The following is a 16,316-nucleotide window of genomic DNA, read 5'->3' as shown; positions in this document are numbered from 1 at the left end:
TGTTACTTAACGGCTTCTTTCAGTTTGTTGCCCGCGCGGAAGGCCGGAACCGTGGATGCAGGGATGTTAATGGTCTCACCCGTTTGCGGGTTGCGCCCGGTGCGGCTCGCACGCTCTCTTGTCTCGAAAGTGCCGAAGCCGACAAATTGAACTTTCTCATTGTTTTTCAGCGCTTCGGTAATTTCCTCAATGAGGCTGTTGATAACTGTTTCAACATCCTTCTTCGTTAACCCAGTTTTCCCTGCAATATTATCAATCACTTGATTCTTGTTCACGATGTTTCCTCCTTTATCGTTATAAACTTTAACCAAGCGTTGTTATTATCCTATTTTACCAAAACTTATTCTCTATTAAACGTGAAAATCCTCTTTTTTATTAATTTTCCTTTGCATGATTCCATAACTTGTCCCACTCTTCGGCTGTTAGGGAAGAAAGAGAGCGACCATTGGCTTGTGCTTCATTTTCCATCTGCTTAAAACGGCGCGAAAATTTCTCAACCGTGCGCCCTAAAGCAAGAACCGGATGAATGTCTAGCTTCCGGGCAAGATTGACCACTGAAAATAATACATCACCGAGTTCTTCTTCCATTTCTGAAACATGGCCTGCTTCCACTGCCTTTCGCAGTTCATGAAGCTCCTCTCTGATTTTCTCCCATACAAGTGACGCATCTGGCCAATCAAAACCAACCTTTGCCGCCAGTTTTTGGATTTCATACGATTTGGCTAAGGGGGCAAGGCCTCCGGGGACTTGATCCATCAAACTTTCATCATCATCTTTTTTCTCTTGTTTTTTTATCGCTTCCCAATTCTGGATCACTTCTTCGGCCGTCATCGCTTGGGATTCACCAAAAACGTGAGGGTGGCGCCGAATCATTTTTTCCGATAACGAGCGAATCACGTCTTGGATATTAAAATATCCTTCATCTTCACCAATTTGTGCATGTAAGAGGACTTGCAAGAGCACATCTCCAAGCTCTTCCACAAGATGGTCGTCGTCTTGTTCTTCAATGGCTCCGATGACTTCAAACGCTTCCTCAAGCAAGTATTTTCTTAAAGATTCGTGGGTTTGCTTTCGATCCCATGGACAGCCTTCCGGACTGCGCAGCTTCCGAATAATTTTTCGGATTCTCGGAAAAGTATGGTTCAATAAGTTCTCATCGCGCACAGGTGGGACGTAGACACAGGTCAAATTGCTAACTTGCCAATCATGGTCTAAGTCTGAAAGCGGAACCTTGGTGATCGATTCATCGGCATTACCGACGGAAGTGGCAATGACGACTTCATAATCGGGCGGCAAATGTTCAAGGAGCGCTAATTTGACCTCTGAGGCGACAAACGCATCATACACTTGGCAAATGATCAAATGTTGATCGAGCGGAACGTCATCGGCATCCAATGCGGAAGCATCCAAAAACGAAAAGCCTTCTATAGGGTCAATGTTTAATGCCGTAAACAAAGGATCAAGAAAACTTTGGCCGCCTTCAATGCGAAGGGAAATGCCGCACGCCTCTACCTTTTCACGCAGCAAGCGAACCGTTTTTTCGGCGACCATCGGATGGCCGGGAACGGCATAGAGCAGATCGCTGCGACGGGCTTCCTCCAATAAACGGGCAACAATGACATCGTATACCGCTTCAAAGTTATCCATTTGTTCATAGACAGCATCAAACGTTTCGAAAGCAATCCCCTGTTCCTTAAGCCATTCCGCCACAGGATGTGCCTTCGTCCGCAAAAAAACCTTCGGCGCTTTCTTTAGCCGCTCATAAACCCCAATCGTCAAATGGCCGGCTTCACCCGACCCCAAACCGACCACCGTGATTTGCTTGGTCATTTTCCCACCTCGTTCAATTTGTAAAAAGGATTATGTATGATGACCCCTGAGCCGTTTGACATCTTCAATGGTAACAAGTCCAAGTTTTAAAACCGAAAAGCCATAGACGACCACACCTAAAGCGACACTCGATAAGGCAACCACTGCCGCCTGCCCTCTTTCACCGCTTTCAAAATCAAAAATGATGGAAGTCCCATGTATCCAAACGAAAACCGCAAGCCAAAGGCCAGCGAGGCTTATAACTAAGGCCATCCATTCTTTGACTGTAAAAAGTGTTGTAGCCAAGTGACGGCGAATTTTTGTAACGACTAAAATCGTAAGGAAAGAAAGACCGACCAACGTAGCCAGCGCCGCACCCATGATCTCCATCTTTGGGACGAGCCAAATGTTTAAGACTAACTTTAATAAGAAAGCAGCCAAAACATAAAGAACAGGGTGGAAGGTTAGGCCGAGGCTTTGCAAAAGACCGGAACCTATTGTCACCAGTGATGCAAAGACAACGCTGAGCGCCATAATCCCCAAAGCCAAAGTTCCATCACCGTTTTTAAAAAGCATAATATTTAACGGCTTTATAATACTAAACAATCCGACAGATTGCGCCCCACCAAGTAGGATCACCCATCGTAAAGCTTGTTGAATATTGCGGCGCAACTCAGCCTCATCCTTTTGATGTGTAATCTTCGCTACAACCGGAATCATCGCAGCGGTGAGCGCTGTTGAAAAGGTCATCCCCATTTGAATTAACGGATAGGCGCGGTCATAAATGCCTTTCAGTGCCTTTGCCTCCGAAACACCAGCATGGGTTAACAATGGGACAAGGCTGATCACATCTGAGAACTGAAAAAAAACAACAGAAAGTGCCGTTAAGGTATAAGCTAAACCTTCCGCTAATAGACGCCAAGCCACTTTCCCGTCCAAACGAACAGAGCGCCATTTTGCGCGTACCACCCTTGGCCTTTTCATATAAAAAAACAATAAAATGACAGCAGCCACATAAGGGGCAACGGCTGAACCGAAAACGGCCGCCGATCCAAAAGCATAAGGGCCTGCGCCAATTGAAAACAGATAAAACGACAGGCCAAGGATGAGAGTGACCCGAACCGTTTGTTCCGCCACTTGCGAAACCCCGGTCGGCAGCATCCAGTAGTGGACGCCTTGGAAATACCCCCTGAGAAGGGCTAACATCGGCATCACCAAAAAAATCAACCCCGTGAGACGAAAGAGAGGAGCAAGACGTGGGTCTCCCATCCAGTCTGCAAGGGAAGGCGCACCGAGGAACAAAGTCAAGAACAATAGACCCCCAACGGCACCGAGCATCATGGCAGCTGTTTTGAAAATGACAGCTTGTCCTTTCACATCCGTTTTTTCAGCGGCCAATTTCGATAAAATAACAGGAAAACCAAAACCACCCATGACGCCAGCGAGCGCAAAAAAGGGATAGGCTTGTTGATAGACATAAAAGCCTACATCCCCAGCGAGATTTTGATACGGAAGCCGATAGACGGCGCTAAGAATTTTAATGATAAGGGCACTGGCTGTCAGAATGACGGTGCCGCGAAAGACCAATTTGTTCATGAAATCCCCCAAAACGACAAAATTCTCTCTGTCTAAAAGGGATTATACCACAAAGTGGGAATGGCAAGTTAAACATGAAAAAGAGAGACAAGCCTTGTCTCTCTTAGCTTTCCATTTGCCTTGCCAAAAACCCGGCAGCTGTTTCTGCGAGTTTCGTCTCCACTTCACCCAGTTCTTCATGGTCCTTGGAAATCAGTACGACGGCACCGATAGGGTCTCCTCCGGCAACGATCGGGGCGATCACGTAGGACCCAATATCCGTCGCTCCGTCTTCCAAGAGATCGACTTTACCGCCTTTATCTTTTATCGTTATTCTTCCCTCCATCGCTTTTTCGACCGTTGCTCCGATCGCCTTATCCAGATAGCTTTTTTTGGAACCGCCGGAGACAGCAATAAAGGCATCACGGTCGGCAATAAGAACGAGCCTTCCGGAATTTTCGGCTAACGAATCGGCATATTCTTGGGCAAAATCGCCGAGTTCATTGATCGGCGAATATTTTTTTAAAATGACTTCTCCGTCACGGTCGACAAAGATTTCCAACGGGTCCCCTTCGCGAATTCGGAGTGTCCGCCGAATTTCTTTCGGTATGACCACCCGACCCAAATCATCTATGCGACGAACAATGCCTGTTGCCTTCATCACAGATACCCTCACTTTCAGTAATATTGACTTTGATGCAAGAAGATACCATTCGATGTTTCCAACCTTATTATCTTTCGCCGCTTGCCTTTCTATTCATTATTGGGCAGGATTCCCCGCTGTTACAGTTAAATGTTGGTTTTTATATATTTTTTCCAAAACTTCCGAGAGCAGCATGAGTTTAACATGGTCACTTTGATTTTTGGTATACCGGGTAAATTTAATTTTGTTGCCCGACGTACCGAGAACAGCGTCGTTTCCATATTCACTTACAGTATCAAACAGGCTGAATTTGTCCAGTATACGGGTCGCCTCTTCAGAAAACAACACTTTGTAGGACGATTTTTCTTCGGAAATTTTTTCGATGAGAAGCTTTTCGGCTAATATTTTTATTTTTGTGATCTCTAAAAGATCTTCAACTTCCCTTGGATAATCGCCAAAACGGTCGATCAATTCTTCTTTTATATCCTCGAGCTCATTAAACGCATCGGCGGCTTTGAGTTTTTTATACATTTCAATTTTCTGAAGCGAATCGGGAATATAGCTTTCGGGGATATACGCATCTGCCTCGATTTCAATGACCGGTTGGCGATGGACTCTTGCCACCGGTTGACCTTTACGTTCATCAATCGCTTCTTTCAGCATTTGCGTATAAAGGTCAAAACCGACCGAATCGATAAACCCATGTTGTTCGGCCCCCAACAGATTACCAGCGCCGCGGATCGATAAATCGCGCATGGCAATTTTAAATCCTGAGCCGAGTTCTGTGAATTCTTTAATCGCCTGCAATCGTTTTTCAGTGACTTCATTCATGACTTTATCCTTTTGATACGTAAAATAAGCATACGCAACCCGATTGGACCTGCCGACACGCCCCCTCAGCTGATACAGTTGTGATAACCCCATGCGGTCAGCGTCATAGACAATCAGTGTGTTAACATTGGGAATGTCAACACCGGTTTCAATAATTGTAGTGCTGACCAACACATCATAAACCCCTTCTAAAAAGTCCAGCATCACCGCTTCCAGTTCATTTTCATGCATTTGTCCGTGGGCAAAGGTCACGCGGGCGTCCGGAACAAGGCGGCGAATCTCTTCAGCCATACGCTGGATGGACTCGACGCGATTATAAAGAAAGTAAACTTGTCCGTCCCGTGCCAATTCTCTTTCAATGGCTTCTCGGACAAGGGCATCGCTGTATTCGGTCACGTAAGTTTGTACCGGGAACCGATTTTCCGGCGGTGTTTCAATAATGGACAAATCCCTAACGCCAAGCATGGACATATGCAGCGTCCGCGGAATGGGGGTTGCCGTTAGCGTTAACACGTCAACGTTTGCTTTCATCTTTTTTATCTTTTCTTTATGGGTAACACCGAATCGCTGCTCTTCATCCACGATCAACAGCCCTAAATCTTTAAACTGAACATCCTTAGACAACAAGCGATGGGTGCCGATGACCATATCAATGGTTCCTTTTTTTAATCCCTTGATCGTCTCTTGCTGTTCTTTTCGGGTGCGAAAACGGCTTAAAACACCGATATTCACAGCAAACTCGCTGAAACGCTCCTTAGCGGTCTCATAATGCTGTTGGGCAAGAATCGTCGTCGGCACAAGAAAGGCGACTTGTTTTCCTTCTATGATCGCTTTAAATGCGGCACGCAAAGCTACTTCTGTTTTCCCGTACCCGACATCGCCGCACAGCAGGCGATCCATCGGTCGCGGCCGCTCCATATCGCGTTTAATTTCTTCAATGGCTCTGAGTTGATCCTCCGTTTCTTGATATGGAAAAGCCGCTTCAAATTCCCTTTGCTCCGGACCGTCCTTTTGGAAAGCGTGTCCGACACTCGCCTCGCGTTCAGCATACAGTTTGATCAAATCATCAGCGATATCTTGGACAGACGACCTAGCTTTCGATTTAACGCGTTTCCAGTCACTTCCGCCCAATGCGTAAAGCTTCGGTTCTTTCCCTTCAGCACTCACGTATTTTTGGACTTGGTCAATCTTTTCCACAGGAACGTAAAGCTTATCATTTCCTTTGTAGACAATTTGCAAATAGTCTTTGTGAACCCCGGCAACTTCTAACGTTTCAATGCCAACATATCGCCCAATACCGTGGTCAATATGAACGACATAATCGCCGACTTTTAACTCATTATAATTTTTTAACCGTTCCGCATTGGATATCCTTGTAGCGTTTTTCGCTGCTTTTTTACGAGGTTTATGGGCAAAGACTTCCTTTTCAGTAATGACTGCTAATTTTTGTTGAACGAGTTCAAAACCGTTGCCCAATTGACCGATCATGACATGCCTTTTCCCCGGCACGGGCGGTGTTGCACTTTCCACCAATTCCGAGGTAATCCCATAGTCCTCAAAAACGCGTACCATGCGCTTGGCACGTTCTGTATTTTCCGCTAGAAAAACGACGGCAAACTTCCCTTTTTCCCATCGCTGACATTCATTTTTAAGAACATGGATTTGCCCGTGGAAATCTTGCATGCTGCGACAAGTGACATTAATGATATTTTCTGGCTGAATGTTTGGATGATGGCGCAAAAAAAGCGATAAATAAAGCGTTGAGGCATGATCAAAGGGATGAATGTCCGACCACTTCTTGGTAAGATGCGCCCCTTGGACAATGGTCCCTCTCTCTAACATATCCGTTAGCCAATCGGCCTCTTCCCGGTCCAATTGTTCTGCGGTTTCTTGGACTCTATTAACTTCATCCACAATGATCAATGTATCTTCCGGCATATAGCTTAATAGAGTTGCCGACTCCTCATAAAAGAACGTGATGTATTTACTGATGTCATCAAACAGGCGTTGTTCGGCCAAAGCATCCGCTTCGTTTGTAATGTTTTCTGTCAAACGCTCTTTTACGATTTCATCTTTCACCTTATTAAGCGTTTGCGACAGCGCTTTTTTCAAGGCTTTTTCTGCCCGTTCAAAGTGTTCCGGATAAAGGATGAGTTCCTTTGCCGGACCAATGGAAATCTGCTGTAATTTATCTAAAGACCTTTGTGAATCACTATCAAAAAAACGAATCGAATCGACTTCATCATCAAAAAACTCGATTCTCACAGGATTTTCTTCCGTCAGCGGGTATATATCCAAAATACCGCCCCGCATGCTGAATTCTCCTGGCCCCTGAACCATATCTTCCCGCTCATAGCCAATGGCCGTCAATGTGGCTAAGGTCTGAGGCACATCAACGATGTCGCCCACCTTAAAAGATAGTAACGCTTTTTTCCAAACCGGTTTGGGGGCAACCCATCGTTTTAAGCCGCTAACGGGGACAATAACGATCCCTTTCTTATTTTCAGCAAAATAATTTAATACAGCAATGCGTTCTGAGCGCAGTTCGGGACTCGCTACGGCAAGCTCTGAGGCGATGAGTTCGTTGGCAGGATACAAAAACACTTCTTCCTCAGGCAATAACTCATTTAAATCTTCGTAAAGTTTTTGAGCCTGATAAAGATTGTGGGTCACAACCATGACGGCGCCGCTTCGCCTTTCATAAAGGGAAGACATCCAAAGCGTTTTGGCGGCACCCGTCAAACCCGATACCAATTGTTGACGCATCCCGCCTGCAAACCCATCCTCTATTAATTGTAAGTCCATGAGATGACTCTTAACATATTGCTTTAAACCAAGCAATGAATTTCCCCTCCCAAAATCGGAAAAGCGAACGCTTATTAAAACAGACAAGCCTTTTGGGCGCAAAGGTAGAACCTTAATTACCCTTATACCGGCCTATAAAAATGATCCTTTCTTACCTGTACAAAAAATAAAAAGATGTAGAGAAAAACGCTTTGGCCAAAGCCAAAGCTTGCTATTGAATGAAATTATCAAACTGGTGCAAATCTGGATTGCGCTCCAGAGCTTCCTGACAATCTTCGCAAATGGTCGATACGTTGACATGACCGTTTGCATCATAATGTATCAACTCAGCCCTTTCCTTGGGGCTTAACTTATCAAACCCGAGCTGATCCGTTCGAAAAACATCATTTTTGATATGGCCGACTTGTGTCCCACAATGCCGGCAATGATAAAAAATATCCACGCGAAATACGCCTCCAAGCGTTGATGTTAAGCATGTTGCTAGGAGTAGTATTGCCGCTATCTATTTATTTATTCAATTAAAAGCATTCATGACATTCGTAAAGGGTTCGGTAATCGCCTTTGTACATGCTAACGCTGCCTTTTTGACCGTCTCATCGACAATCGGACGCTCTTCTTTAGAAAATGGTTTTAAAACAAAATCAACGACCGGCTGACGTCCCTCTGGCCTGCCGATGCCGACCCGAATTCTCTTAAAATCTTGGGAGCCGACATGGCGGATAATGGATTTCATGCCATTGTGGCCGCCAGCACTCCCCTTCAGACGAAGTCGGATTTTTCCTACCGCTAAATCCAAATCATCATAAATAACAATAAGATCATCAAGTTCCAGCTTGAAATAGCGCATAAACGGACCAACGGCTTCACCGGAGGCATTCATATACGTTAATGGCTTTAACAAAAAGACGTCTTCCCCTTGAACATTTCCTTTTCCATAAATCGCATTAAATTTTGTTTGGGTAAGCGGGATCTCAAGCTGTTTGGCAAGTTGCTCCACCACTTCAAAACCTATATTATGCCGCGTGGATTGATATTCAGAACCCGGATTCCCAAGTCCGACAAAAAGCTTCATACCATCGACTCTCCCCAAATATGCCCTATCTTAAAAGGGCGTAACCACAGGGGTTACGCCGCCGAAGACATTTATTCTTCTGATTCAGCATGATCCTCTTTGTTTTCTTCAATCTCCGCTTTTACATCCAAGTCTTCTTGACCCCGGTCGCGCGCCGGTGGAATGACGGAGACAATCACGTCATCATCTTCATTAAGTAAAGTATACCCACTTTTTGCTTTTATGTCCTTAACTTTCAGTACGTCCCCGACCTTCAAGTCAGAGACATCGACCTCAATGGCCCCGGGTATGTCCTTAGGCAAAGCTCTTACTTTTAATTCGTTCAATTGATGTTGAATGACACCGCCCGCTTTGGTGACCACATCTTCACCCATAAAAAGAATCGGCACATCCACATCCATCTCGTGATCCATATCCACTTCCAGAAAGTCTAAATGCAACCATTTTCTTTTTAACGGATCATATTGAATTTCATGCGCGATGACGGAAATTGTTGTTCCGTCCAATTGCATTTGCACAACACCATTTCGGCCGTTTTCTTGAAAGACCCGAATCATTTCCCGTTCATCGACAGCGATGAGTTGATTCGTCACCGTCTTTCCGTATAAAACCGCCGGGATTTTTCCGTTTCGCCTTAAGTTTCGTGTGACAGATTTCTTGGATGACTCTCTTTTCTCTGCTGTTAATGCCATAGCCATGAGAAAAACACTCCTTTCCATCTATCACTATTTCCGGTTTACCCTTTTTTGAAACAAGGCAACGTTTAATCAAAAAGCTTGCTGACCGACAGCTGTTCATGAACACGGATAATGGCTTCACCCAAAAGCGGTGCCATGGAAAGCTGGACAATCTTTTCGATGCGTTTCTCTTTGGGAAGCGGAATCGTGTTTGTCACGACCAATTCCTTAATATTTGATCGCTCAATTCTCTCAACTGCTGGTCCGGATAAAACAGGGTGTGTGCAGCACGCATACACTTCTTTGGCCCCATTTTCTATTAAGGCATTCGCAGCCAATGTGATCGTTCCGGCCGTATCAATGATATCGTCAATAATAATCGCGGTTTTCCCTTCAATATTACCGATGATGTTCATGACTTCCGCAACGTTCGGACGGGGACGGCGTTTGTCAATGATGGCAATCGGCGCTTTCAGACGGTCGGCCATTTTCCGCGCGCGCGTCACACCGCCGTGGTCTGGAGAAACGACAACGATATCATCGAGGTTCTTCTTCTTAAAATAATCAGATAAAATTGGAACACCTAGCAATTGGTCCACTGGGATGTCAAAAAACCCTTGGATCTGTGGTGCATGTAAATCGACGGTAATGACCCGGGTCGCACCAGCCGTTTCTAATAAGTTGGCGACTAGCTTTGCTGTAATCGGTTCGCGAGCCCGTGCCTTACGGTCTTGCCTGGCATAACCGTAGTACGGCATGACAACATTGATCGTTTTGGCGGATGCTCTTTTTAATGCATCCAACATGATCAACAGTTCCATCAAATGTTTATTAACAGGTGCACAGGTTGATTGAATGACATAAACATCGCACCCTCTGATGCTTTCTTCAATGTTAATTTGAATTTCACCATCGCTGAAGGTGGACACCGATGATTTTCCGAGGTGAATGCCGATGTGCCTAGCAATTTCCTCTGATAGTTCGGGATTGGAGTTTAATGAAAAGACTTTTAAATCGGGATCAAGATAGCTTGGCATGCCAGGGACCTCCGTTATTTTTTCTTATGATTATATCGATTGGCGTAATGTGCTTTATTTGTTTGCCGCGCGCGGGCAATCGCGAGACTGTCGGCTTCCACGTCTTCCGTGATGGTTGAGCCAGCGGCGACGATCGCTTCTTTGCCGACTGTGACCGGTGCGATGAGATTGACGTTACACCCGATGAAGGCGCCGTCTTCTACTTTTGTTAAATATTTATACTTCCCATCATAATTGACCGTAATCATTCCGCATCCCAAATTCACATCCTTGCCAATTTCTGCATCACCGACATAGCTGAGATGGGATGCCTTACTGCCTTCACCAATCGTCGATTTTTTGACTTCAACAAAGTTGCCGACCTTAGCTCGGTCACCAATTGCCGTTTGCGGGCGGATGTGGCTGAACGGGCCGATTTGGACTTCACTACCAATTTCACTATCAGAAACAACAGAATGGCGAATAGTCGTATAGTTGCCGACCTTCGTGTTGGAAATCTCGCTGTTCGGTCCAATGGTGCAACCTTCGCCGATTTCCGTCCGTCCAGAAAGAATGGACCCTGGTAGGACCACCGTATCTCTACCGATTTTTACATCTGCATCAATATACGTCGTTTGCGGGTCTTTAATCGTTACACCGGACATCATTAAAGCTTCGTTAATTCGCTTCTGCATGATGGCTTCCGCCTGTGCCAAAGCCACGCGGTCATTGACGCCCAGCGTATCTTCAAAAACATCTGCTTGATAAGCAGAAACCTTTTCACCCATTTCCCGCAATAATGTGAAAGCGCTCGGCAAATAGTATTCCTTTTGAGCATTGTCATTATCGACACGTTTTAACACATCGAAGAGTTTGACGTTGTCAAAACAGTAAATCCCTGTGTTGATTTCCGTGATCGCCTTCTGCTCTGCCGTGGCATCTTTTTCTTCGACAATGTCAATGACTTGTCCATTGCTGTTCCGTATAATGCGTCCGTATCCTTTAGGATTGGAAGCGATTGCAGTTAGCACCGTACAGACGGCACTGCTTTCTTCATGGTGCTGAAGGAGCCTTGAGACCGTCTCCCCTGTAATTAGAGGGGTATCTCCGTAAAGAACGACGGTCGTCCCTTGGAGCCCTTCCAAATGCGCGGCGGCTTGTAACGTCGCATGGGCGGTGCCGAGTTGCTCGGCTTGAATGGCATAGGCGACGCGGTCGCCGAGTTCGGCTTTCACGGCCTCGGCCCCTTCTGAGACGATCGTCACAATGCGGTCGAAGCCAATGGGGGCGATTTGATCAAGAATATGTTTAATCATCGGTTTTCCGCAAACCGGATGAAGAACCTTATACAAATTCGATTTCATTCTTGTGCCTTTACCAGCCGCAAGAATAACGGCAAAACGTTGGGACACTTGTTACCCTCCCATTTTTCTAGTCATCCATAAATGACTATATCTTAAATGAGGTGGTTTTTCAAGGAAACGAGGCGGCGAGCAAAACAAAAGGAACCCTATTACAGGGTTCCTAGATACAGGATTATGATGCTCCTGCTTCTTCAAGTTCGACATCACCAAGCCGGTGGAATTCTTCAAGTACCGCCGTTTGGATTTTTTCTCGTGTGCTAGAAGTGATCGGGTGGGCAATATCACGGAATTCGCCATCCGGCGTTCTTTTGCTCGGCATGGCGACAAACATGCCATTATTACCATCGATCACGCGGATGTCATGAATGACAAATTCATGATCAATCGTGATGGAGGCAATGGCACGCATGCGTCCATCCGTGTTCACTCTGCGCAATCTTACATCTGTCACTTCCATTCTTTTTGGCACCACCTTTTCCCATAGATAAGAAACTATTACAATCATTCTACAAAAAATTCGAAAATCCTTCAAAACAATATAAAAAATATAAAAAAAGTTTTTACTCCTTCACAAGGGCAATGACTTCGATTTCTACATCCACATCTTTGGGCAATCCGGAAACTTCTACACAAGAACGGGCGGGACGGTGGTCAGAAAAATAGCTCGCGTACACTTCGTTGACTTTAGGAAAATCAGCCATGCGACGAATGAAAACTGTTGTTTTGACAACTGTTTTAAGTGAAGCACCGGCGCTTTCCAAAACAGCTTTCAAGTTCGCAAAGACTTGGTGTACTTGTGCTTCGATATCGCCTGTGACAAGTTCGCCATTCGGTTTTAACGGAATTTGTCCGGAGCTGAAAAATAAATTATTAACGATCACACCTTGTGAGTATGGTCCGATTGCTTCCGGAGCATCTTTGGTATAAGTTGCTTTCATTTTTATTCCTCCCTAAAATAATTAAAATAATTGCCGATTTCTATGGGGACAGCGGTGCCTTCTTTTATTTGCCCTAACTTTAGAAGCGATAAATACCGATCCACTAATTTTGGGCTTTCGCCTCCTGTTTCAACTAACACAGCGATGCCGACGGTGAGACATTCAAATTCGGCGACTAAATGCATCATGCCTTTGATCGTTCCGCCTGCTTTCATAAAGTCATCGACGATTAAGACGCGGGAGCCTTTCGACAAACTCCGCCTCGGCAAAACCATGGACTGAATCCGTTTTGAAGAACCCGAAACATAGTTGATGCTCACTGTTGAACCCTCGGTGACCTTGCTGCTTCGGCGAGCTATGACCACCGGGACATTTAATTGCGATGCAGCGGCATACGCGATGGGAATGCCTTTGGTTTCCATTGTCATCACGACATCGATGTCGTTATGTATATAAACCGAAGCGATGAGCCGTCCGATCTCTTTAATGATAAAAGGGTCACCCAAAATATCCGTCATAAAAAGATAGCCGCCCGCAAGAAGACGTTCTTGACTCGACAACATTTGGCCTAAAGAAGTTAAAAAGCTTTCTGCCGCCTTTTTCTTGATATACGGAATGTATTTTACCCCACCGGTTGCCCCGGGCAAGGTCACCAATTTTCCAACCCCTTGGGCTTCAAAGCTTTCCTTAATGATGGCCAAATCTTCGCTAATGGATGACTTCGCCGACTCGTAGCGTTCGCTAAATTCCGTCAAGGAAACGATGGTATTTGGATGCTCCATTAAATATCTTGTCATATCTACCAAACGGCCGCTTCTTTTCAATTTCATGAGAGATCCTCCGTGACTAGATTACAAAATCATCTTACACAACCGAACAAGCACCATCAAGATGGACGGCCAATGAGCCTAACCGCATAAACATCGCCGCAAAATCCTTTTAAGCTGTTTACAAGTTTTTGGGCCCGCGATTCGTACTGCGTCAATCCAAATACCGTTGGCCCGCTACCGCTCATTAAAACACCATCTGCCCCAAGCTTTTTCATTAATGTTTTAATTTGTCCGACCTCGGGGACAGCCGGTATTGTAACGGATTCTAAGACATTTCCTAAATGGCGGCAGATGTTCTCAAAGCTTCCTTCCCGCAATGCCTGAATCATGCCTTGGACGTTGGGGTGAGAAATAGCCTGTAAATTTAAAGCACTGTAAACATTTCCCGTTGAAACCGCGACGGGTGGTTTGGCTAACACAACCCAGCAAGACGGTGGGGCAGGTAAACCCTTAATCTTTTCACCCCGACCTGTGGCTAACGCTGTTCCTCCGTGAACACAAAAGGCAACATCCGAACCGATTTCAGTGCCCAGCCTCATCATCTCTTCGGTTGAAAGATTAAGGTTCCATAAACGATTTAAAGCCCGGATCGTCGCAGCTGCATCACTGGAACCTCCAGCGAGTCCCGCTGCCACGGGGATTTGTTTATGGATGATGATCGATAGGCCTCTTTGGATGCGAAACCGCTCTTTCATCAATGCCGCAGCCTTATAAGCCAAATTGCGTTCATCTTCCGGAACAAACGGCGCTGTGGCGCGAATGTAGATATCTTCTCTCTTGGTTTCTTCTATTTCAATATGGTCGGCTAAATCAACGGTCGTCATTACCATTGAGACCTCATGGTAACCATCCGCTCTTTTTCCAAGTACATCTAAAGCTAAATTAATTTTCGCCGACGCTCTTTCCATCACCTTCAAGCAGTTCACCCGCCTCTATTTCAGCACCATAATGACTTACTCATAGAATAGCGATAAAATGGCTCTTCCGCAACGAAAGAACGATTGATACCTCATCTGCTAGTGTAAAACGAAAAAATCCGGAGGACAAGCCTCCGGATGCTCAATAGTTCCTGTTTCTTTAACGATCTGCCATTTGCCTTTGCGCCATTTCAATCGCTTTTTTTACCATGTTCCCAGCGTCTCGGGCTTTGATCCCGCCCCAACCTTCTCGTTGGACCGTATCATAAAAGCCAAGCTCTTTGGCGATTTCTTCTTTCAAAGCCTCAGACATGAAACCGCGGCGTCTCGCCATGGGAAAACCTCCTTTAAACTATTGAGCCTTTATATTATTCGTTAAAGACCTTCGGAATATGAAAAAGGGTCGTTTTTGACAAAAAGAAAAAAAGCAGTGAGACAAAATTGCCTTACTGCCCGCCAGCCGCTTCTTTAAGAAAAGTGATTTCAACGGTTTCTGTTAACACATCCGTATAACTGTATGATACTCTTTCGTAAGCATTAGAGTCTCGGTCAAGTTTCACGATGAAAACCGAAGGATAAGTTTCCTCCAAGACACCGACTCGTTGGATGGTTTTCCTCCTGCCCCCATTTGCCTTCAGGGTCAGACGTTCACCAATTCGTTCGTCCAACGCGCATTTAATGTCCTGAATGGTTTTTCCCATGTTTAACCCACCTCGCTAACAAAATTATAACATCTTTCGAGCAATTTTGTCAAACCCTAAAACAAAAAGGTAATTATATCAGGGAGTTCGGATTTTTGTCAATGGATGTTTGTCACATAGTCTGCACATTTTTTTACAATGTATGTATCCTAATGCGTTGATTACAATTTATAAGGCATGCCTGTGCGCAAGAGCCCTCTTGTCTCCACACCGCCCAATCCATCCGTCCCAGATAGCGTGTTATGCAACACGTCCCAAACATTCACATATTCTGTAAACGGAAGGTAACTGATTTTTGAAACGACATAAACCGGATCCAGGGCATGGATATTGACGCGCGTCGGGGAACTTGCAAAATTAGCTCCAGCACGGATTAGTAATTCAAAATGGGACTGACAGGCACCAGCAAAAATAACAAGCTGGTCGAGGTGGGGGATGTGATAACGGACTTCCTTCACAGTTCTTATAAAATGCGCGGAGTGGCGATAGGCCTTTAAATCATCTTCGGGGCCTTTATTTTTCATATAAGCATCGTGGCCGGTTAATACCAAAATATCAGGGCGAACATGTTTAATTAGCTCGGGAACGACATTCGCCATCTCCTCTTCTTTGACATACTTACCGAGAACCGGCACATTGAGCTTTTCGTATACCCGGAGACATTTTTTTAAATAGTAAGGGTCGCCGTCAATATGAAGCACTCTTCCTGGCATTTCAAAATAAGCTTGCCTTCCGCGATAACCATTCGTTGCGGTATACTCTCGCTTTGCCTTTAGCAATTGATAATCTTGCCGAAACAATTTGGTAGAATAAGCTTCAAGTTCCTTTTGTTTCTTCTCGTAATTTTCCCTTTCTTCACCTGCGATGATCACCAAATCCTCGATCGGCGCGTCAGCACAAAGGCGCATATCTTCACCGGCGAGTTCTGCCACACCATCTTTAATGTTCAATTTTATAACCCTAAAAACAATGTCACATCCATACGACTTTCGCCCAACCAAATCCCCAATACTGATTGCCACTAAAGTCCCTCCCAGCCATCCGAAAAAAGCCGCTGCTTGAAATGAATAAGCTTTTGCAAGCGCCATAAATAGAAAAGGCCCCCTTGGAAGCTCAACATCTTGGAGGCAACGGCCGA

General features: G+C 45.3%; 17 protein-coding genes. All 17 read right to left on the bottom strand.

Translation table 11 applies throughout. The features are described 5' to 3' along the window. Positions 1-2: 2 nt before the first annotated feature. Complete coding sequence (locus H532_RS0109135; RefSeq protein WP_027725235.1) at positions 3-275, bottom strand: HU family DNA-binding protein; 273 nt, start codon at positions 273-275, stop codon at positions 3-5. A 100-nt stretch (positions 276-375) separates the two neighbouring features. Then, on the bottom strand, positions 376-1,830 hold the full coding sequence (yabN, locus tag H532_RS0109130; protein WP_027725234.1) for a bifunctional methyltransferase/pyrophosphohydrolase YabN: 1,455 nt from the start codon (positions 1,828-1,830) through the stop codon (positions 376-378). A 30-nt stretch (positions 1,831-1,860) separates the two neighbouring features. Next, positions 1,861-3,405, bottom strand: a complete 1,545-nt coding sequence (locus H532_RS18390) for a putative polysaccharide biosynthesis protein (RefSeq protein WP_051263241.1) — start codon at positions 3,403-3,405, stop codon at positions 1,861-1,863. Between the two features lie 103 nt (positions 3,406-3,508). Then, the gene (gene spoVT, locus H532_RS0109120; protein ID WP_027725233.1) at positions 3,509-4,045 is read right to left on the bottom strand and encodes a stage V sporulation protein T; all 537 of its coding nucleotides are present in this window, start codon (positions 4,043-4,045) and stop codon (positions 3,509-3,511) included. Positions 4,046-4,144: 99 nt separating this feature from the next. Next, the gene (mfd, locus tag H532_RS18385; protein ID WP_038111985.1) at positions 4,145-7,699 is read right to left on the bottom strand and encodes a transcription-repair coupling factor; all 3,555 of its coding nucleotides are present in this window, start codon (positions 7,697-7,699) and stop codon (positions 4,145-4,147) included. Between the two features lie 175 nt (positions 7,700-7,874). Further along, complete coding sequence (fin, locus tag H532_RS0109110) at positions 7,875-8,105, bottom strand: anti-sigma-F factor Fin (protein ID WP_027725232.1); 231 nt, start codon at positions 8,103-8,105, stop codon at positions 7,875-7,877. Positions 8,106-8,177: 72 nt separating this feature from the next. Beyond that, positions 8,178-8,735: an aminoacyl-tRNA hydrolase gene (pth, locus tag H532_RS0109105; RefSeq protein ID WP_027725231.1), complete on the bottom strand. Its 558-nt coding sequence runs from the start codon at positions 8,733-8,735 to the stop codon at positions 8,178-8,180. 71 nt (positions 8,736-8,806) lie between these two features. Beyond that, a complete protein-coding gene (locus tag H532_RS0109100) occupies positions 8,807-9,433 on the bottom strand; it encodes a 50S ribosomal protein L25/general stress protein Ctc (RefSeq protein WP_027725230.1) in 627 nt (208 codons plus the stop codon). Positions 9,434-9,498: 65 nt separating this feature from the next. Continuing rightward, positions 9,499-10,449, bottom strand: coding sequence for a ribose-phosphate diphosphokinase (locus H532_RS0109095; protein WP_027725229.1), 951 nt, complete (start codon positions 10,447-10,449; stop codon positions 9,499-9,501). 14 nt (positions 10,450-10,463) lie between these two features. Further along, complete coding sequence (gene glmU / locus H532_RS0109090; protein WP_027725228.1) at positions 10,464-11,840, bottom strand: bifunctional UDP-N-acetylglucosamine diphosphorylase/glucosamine-1-phosphate N-acetyltransferase GlmU; 1,377 nt, start codon at positions 11,838-11,840, stop codon at positions 10,464-10,466. A gap of 124 nt (positions 11,841-11,964) precedes the next feature. After that, on the bottom strand, positions 11,965-12,249 hold the full coding sequence (spoVG, locus tag H532_RS0109085) for a septation regulator SpoVG (RefSeq protein ID WP_027725227.1): 285 nt from the start codon (positions 12,247-12,249) through the stop codon (positions 11,965-11,967). 103 nt (positions 12,250-12,352) lie between these two features. Beyond that, complete coding sequence (locus tag H532_RS0109080) at positions 12,353-12,730, bottom strand: RidA family protein (RefSeq protein ID WP_038111983.1); 378 nt, start codon at positions 12,728-12,730, stop codon at positions 12,353-12,355. A 2-nt stretch (positions 12,731-12,732) separates the two neighbouring features. Next, positions 12,733-13,560, bottom strand: coding sequence for a pur operon repressor (gene purR / locus H532_RS0109075; RefSeq protein ID WP_027725225.1), 828 nt, complete (start codon positions 13,558-13,560; stop codon positions 12,733-12,735). A 56-nt stretch (positions 13,561-13,616) separates the two neighbouring features. Continuing rightward, positions 13,617-14,477 (bottom strand): 4-(cytidine 5'-diphospho)-2-C-methyl-D-erythritol kinase, encoded by an 861-nt coding sequence (gene ispE / locus H532_RS0109070; RefSeq protein ID WP_027725224.1) that lies wholly within the window; start codon positions 14,475-14,477, stop codon positions 13,617-13,619. Between the two features lie 160 nt (positions 14,478-14,637). Then, positions 14,638-14,811 (bottom strand): small, acid-soluble spore protein, alpha/beta type, encoded by a 174-nt coding sequence (locus tag H532_RS0109065; RefSeq protein WP_027725223.1) that lies wholly within the window; start codon positions 14,809-14,811, stop codon positions 14,638-14,640. Positions 14,812-14,923: 112 nt separating this feature from the next. Next, positions 14,924-15,178 carry a biofilm formation stimulator Veg gene (gene veg / locus H532_RS0109060; protein WP_027725222.1) on the bottom strand — a complete coding sequence of 85 codons (255 nt, stop codon included), beginning with the start codon at positions 15,176-15,178 and terminating at the stop codon, positions 14,924-14,926. Positions 15,179-15,339: 161 nt separating this feature from the next. Next, complete coding sequence (gene yabG, locus H532_RS0109055) at positions 15,340-16,200, bottom strand: sporulation peptidase YabG (RefSeq protein WP_027725221.1); 861 nt, start codon at positions 16,198-16,200, stop codon at positions 15,340-15,342. Positions 16,201-16,316 lie beyond the last annotated feature (116 nt).

Source organism: Tuberibacillus calidus DSM 17572 (genome assembly GCF_000430685.1).
In the GTDB taxonomy this organism is placed as follows: Bacteria; Bacillota; Bacilli; order Bacillales; family Sporolactobacillaceae; genus Tuberibacillus; species Tuberibacillus calidus.
Note: the sequence above shows the minus strand (reverse complement) of the source record. Positions and strands in the feature narration are given on the sequence as shown.